This is a genomic window from Rhizobacter sp. P3_B12, from assembly GCF_056402895.1.
This window is the reverse complement of the sequence record NZ_JBFUGN010000557.1, coordinates 1-4,065: the sequence shown is the minus strand read 5'-3', so window position 1 is coordinate 4,065 and position 4,065 is coordinate 1. Positions and strand designations below refer to the sequence as shown.

The window sequence follows — 4,065 nt, the reverse complement described above, 5'->3', positions numbered from 1 at the left end:
GCGCGCGCTAGAAGGGCTCGGATCCCGGCCGGAAATCCGAGCAGGATCGCCGCGTCGCCGGGATTTGGTGCGTCGCTCGACAGCAGCAGTGGCGACGTATCGCGCGCCGCGCCGTCACCTTGCAAGACGGCCACGTCGTGCGTGTCGCTCGCGCCGAGGAACCTCACGTCGAAGGGCTCGCTCGCACCGGACAAGTAGCCACGCATGCTGCGCATGWCCGGTTCGAGGCCGAGCGCCTGGAGCGCTGGCAGCGCTGTCCCGTCCTCCCAGGGCAGTGCGACATGCCGGTTGGTGATCAGCACGCCGTCGCGGTTCACCACGAAGGCCGTGCCAGTGAAGGTGACGTCGATCCGAGGGCCGTTGCCTTCGAGCGTGATTTGCGAATGCCCGCTGGGCCCTCGTATCGGATCTCCGTTCTCGGCGACCGCGAAGCGCAGCGCACGCTTGGTGGCTGGATCTTGAAAGCCGAAGCTTCCCTGGACGAATGCCACTGAACCGGAGGACCGGGCGATGACCTGGCTGACCGCTGTCGACCCGCCTTCAAGCGCCCTGACTCGCTCGTTCGTACCGGCCTGATCCCTGCTCATTTCCTCGCGCAGCAGGTCGAGTTCGCCGCGCTTGAGGGTTTGGCCCTCGAGTGTGCCCAGCAATTCAGCCAGATTGGCGATGTGTCGCTGCTCGCGCACGAGTTGCCGCTCCAGATCACGTGTCCACATACTCTGGTGCGCGATCATGCCAACGAGAATCGACAATGCGATCAGCACGCCGGTTCGCGTCCTGTGCCAAGCACGGATCACCGTGCGACGAAGCCGTGTGCCCAGAAGCCGCGTGCCTAGACCACGCCGCCGCCTGGAACGGTACATAACCACCGCGCCGAGTGCCCAGCGCTTGCGCACCTGCCTGGTACCAGCGGACGGCGTGTCCATCGAATCTCTCCGCGACTGTGATCGTGTTGATTGGACCGGAGCCGGCTCGGCGCGTTCCCTGTTACCGCGCGTGCGGCGGTGCCAGTTCCTCCACGTCCCCTTCGGTTCGGGGGGTGGCACGGGTGAAGGCGAAGAACACAATGAAACCCTGCTTCGCCTACTCTCAATAGGAGGGCAATATGTTCAAGCATCTGCTCCTGCCGACGGATGGTTCTGCGTTGTCCGAGGCCGCGATCGAGCGAGGTTCGCAGTTCGCCAAGAGCGTGCAGGCCAAAGTCACGGGCCTCCACGTGATGYCGCAGTTCCACATCTTGGCCTACCAAGCCGAAATGCTCACGGACATCGAGTCGCAGTTTTCCGCGGATTGCAAAGCGTATGCCGATCGATACTTGGCGGTGATTGGCCGAGCTGCCAAGGAAGCGGGGGTGGCCTGCGACACCGTGGCGGCCACCAGCGATCACCCGTTCGAGCTCATCATCCGTACGGCTCAAGACAGGGGGTGCGATCTGATCGTCATGGCGTCCCACGGGCATCGGGGCGTGCGTGGATTTTTGCTTGGCAGCGAGACGCACAAAGTGCTGACCCACAGCAAGATTCCCGTGCTGGTACTTCGCTGAGCACGGCGCGCACCGCACCGCAGGTGGCGTCGGGGATGGGGTCGCGACCTTGAATGGTCGTGGTGACTTGCCCACTGGGGAGGCGCACTTGTCGGCCGCGACGTTCTTTTCCCTGTGGAAACGGTTCGGTAAGTGGACGATCGCTGCGGTGCTGCTGGTCGTTGCCCTCGGCATCGGCTACGTGGCGAGGGACGAGGCGCGTACGTCGCAGCGGCAGGCGGCTTGGCTGAGTGTCGTTGCGCAGGATCAGCGCTACGAAGTGTTGCCTGGGCCCAGCCCTTCGATCCGCTTTCCCGGGGCCGGGCCCTTCGATGAGCGGCTCGGCTACCACCACTTGCCCGAACTGATCGAGCGCCTCAAGCGCCAGGACTTTGCTGTTTCCGCACAAGCGCGCATGTCGCCGAAGATGCTCGAGTTCGCTGACGAGGGCTTGTTTGTCCCCTATCGAGAGAAGACGCAGGCTGGGCTGAGCTTGCGCGACTGCCGCGGCCAATCGCTGAACGCTGCACGCTACCCCGAGCGCAGCTACGAACGCTTCGAAACGGTGCCATCGCTGCTAGTCGACGCGCTGCTGTTCATCGAGAACCGCGAACTGCTTGACCCGCGCTTTCCCACGCGCAACCCCGCAGTCGAGTGGGACCGCTTCGGCAAGGCGGTGGCCGATCAGCTGCTGCATCGGGTCGACGAGTCGCATCTAGCCGCCGGTGGCAGCACGCTCGCCACACAGATCGAGAAGTATCGCCACTCGCCCGAGGGCCGCACTAATTCAGCCAAGGAAAAGCTGCGCCAGATGGTCTCGGCCTCGCTGCGCGCCTACATGGACGGTGAGAACACGCTGGCACGACGTCGCGAGATCGTCGTCGACTACCTGAACACGGTGCCGCTGTCCGCCCAGCCCGGGTTCGGAGAGGTCAACGGCATCGGCGACGGCCTGTGGGTCTGGTACGGCCGCGATTTCGGCGAGTTGAACCGCCTGTTGGCGGGCACTGCGGACGACAGTGGGCTGTTGCGCGTTCAGCGTCGTGCGCTCGCCTTCAGGCAAGCGCTGTCACTGCTGATCGCGCAGCGCCGCCCAGCTTACTACCTGGCCGAAGGCGAGCCCGCCCTTCAACTGCTCACCGAAAGCTACCTGCGGGTGATGACCGACGCCGGCATCATCACGCCGGAGTTGCGCGATGCCGCGCTGCCGCTTTCGGTGAAGTTGTCGACTCGGTTCGTCGCGACGCGGCCCGCGTCCTTCGTCGAACGGAAGGCGGCGACAGCGGTGCGCGCCAAGCTGCAAGCGCTGCTGGCGATGCCGCGCTCCTACGATGTCGACCGGCTGGACCTCGCGCTGGACAGCTCGCTGGACGGCGAAGCCCAGCGCAGCGCAACCGCGCTGCTGCACGGCCTGGGTGACCCGCGGGCAGCCAAGGCTGCCGGGCTGTACGGTTTTCGGTTGCTCAACGCTGGCGACGACACGCGCAGGATCGTTTTCAGCTTCACGCTGTTCGAACGCGGCAAACGCAGCAATTTATTGCGCGTGCAAACCGACAATCTCGACCAGCCCTTCGACCTCAACGAAGGCGCGCGCCTTGACCTCGGCTCCACCGCCAAGCTACGCACGCTGATCACCTACCTCGAGTTGGTCGCCGAACTGCATGGGCGCTGGAGCGACCTGTCGACCGAGCAGCTCGCCGCGCTGAGCATCAGCCCGCTCGATCCGCTCGGGCTATGGGCCCGAGACCATCTCGCGCGCGTCACCGACAAGGGCCTTGCGACCATGCTGGAGGCGGCGATGCAGCGCAGCTACTCGGCCAGCCCCGCCGAGGGCTTCTTCACCGGCGGCGGCTTGCACCATTTCGAAAACTTCGAGCCTCAGGACAACCACCGTTCGGTGAGCGTGCGGGAGGCGCTCACGCGCTCGGTGAACCTGGTGTTTATTCGCCTGATGCGCGACGTGGTGCATCACCTGATGGCCCGCGGCGAAGGCGAAAGTGCTGTGCTGCTGGAGGATCCTTCCGACCCCCGGCGAAGCGGCTACCTGGCGCGCTTCGCCGACAAGGAAGGGCGTGAATTCATCACCCGCTTCTACCGCAAGTACGCCGGCAAGTCGGCCCAGGACGCCGAAGACCTGCTGCAGCGCGGCGCGCGGCCGACGCCCCCGCGGTTGGCCGCGGCCTTCTACGGCCTCGAACCGGACGCGGCTGCAGACCGCCTGTTGCCCTTCCTCGCGCGGCACCTGCCTCAAGCCGACCTGTCTGTCGCGACGCTGCAAGCGCTGCACGACAAGTACGGGCCGGCTCGCTGGTCGCTGGCCGACCGTGGCCACCTCGCCGGCATGCACCCGCTGGAGCTGTGGGTGGTGGCCTATCTGCGCCGGTATCCCAACGCCACCTTGGGTGATGCACTCGGGGCCAGCCGCGAGGAAAGGCAGGAGGTCTACTTGTGGCTGTTCAAGACGCGCAACAAGGGCGCGCAGGACGCGCGCATCCGTAACGTGCTCGAATTGGACGCCTTCGCGGAGATCCAGCGTGCATGGC

3 protein-coding genes are annotated in these 4,065 nt (G+C 65.6%); 2 read left to right on the top strand and 1 reads right to left on the bottom strand.

Translation table 11 applies throughout. The features are described from left to right. Window positions 1-926, bottom strand: a 926-nt coding sequence (locus AC1D01_RS23555; protein ID WP_477870630.1) for a S1 family peptidase, incomplete at its 3' end; no start/stop codon positions are given. 179 nt (window positions 927-1,105) lie between these two features. On the opposite strand from AC1D01_RS23555, the gene AC1D01_RS23550 reads away from it, so the two are divergent. Both AC1D01_RS23550 and AC1D01_RS23545 read left to right on the top strand, forming a co-directional pair. After that, window positions 1,106-1,543: a universal stress protein gene (locus AC1D01_RS23550; protein WP_477870628.1), complete on the top strand. Its 438-nt coding sequence runs from the start codon at window positions 1,106-1,108 to the stop codon at window positions 1,541-1,543. A gap of 88 nt (window positions 1,544-1,631) precedes the next feature. Then, window positions 1,632-4,065 (top strand): transglycosylase domain-containing protein (locus AC1D01_RS23545; protein WP_477870626.1); only part of this gene is annotated, 2,434 nt, incomplete at its 3' end.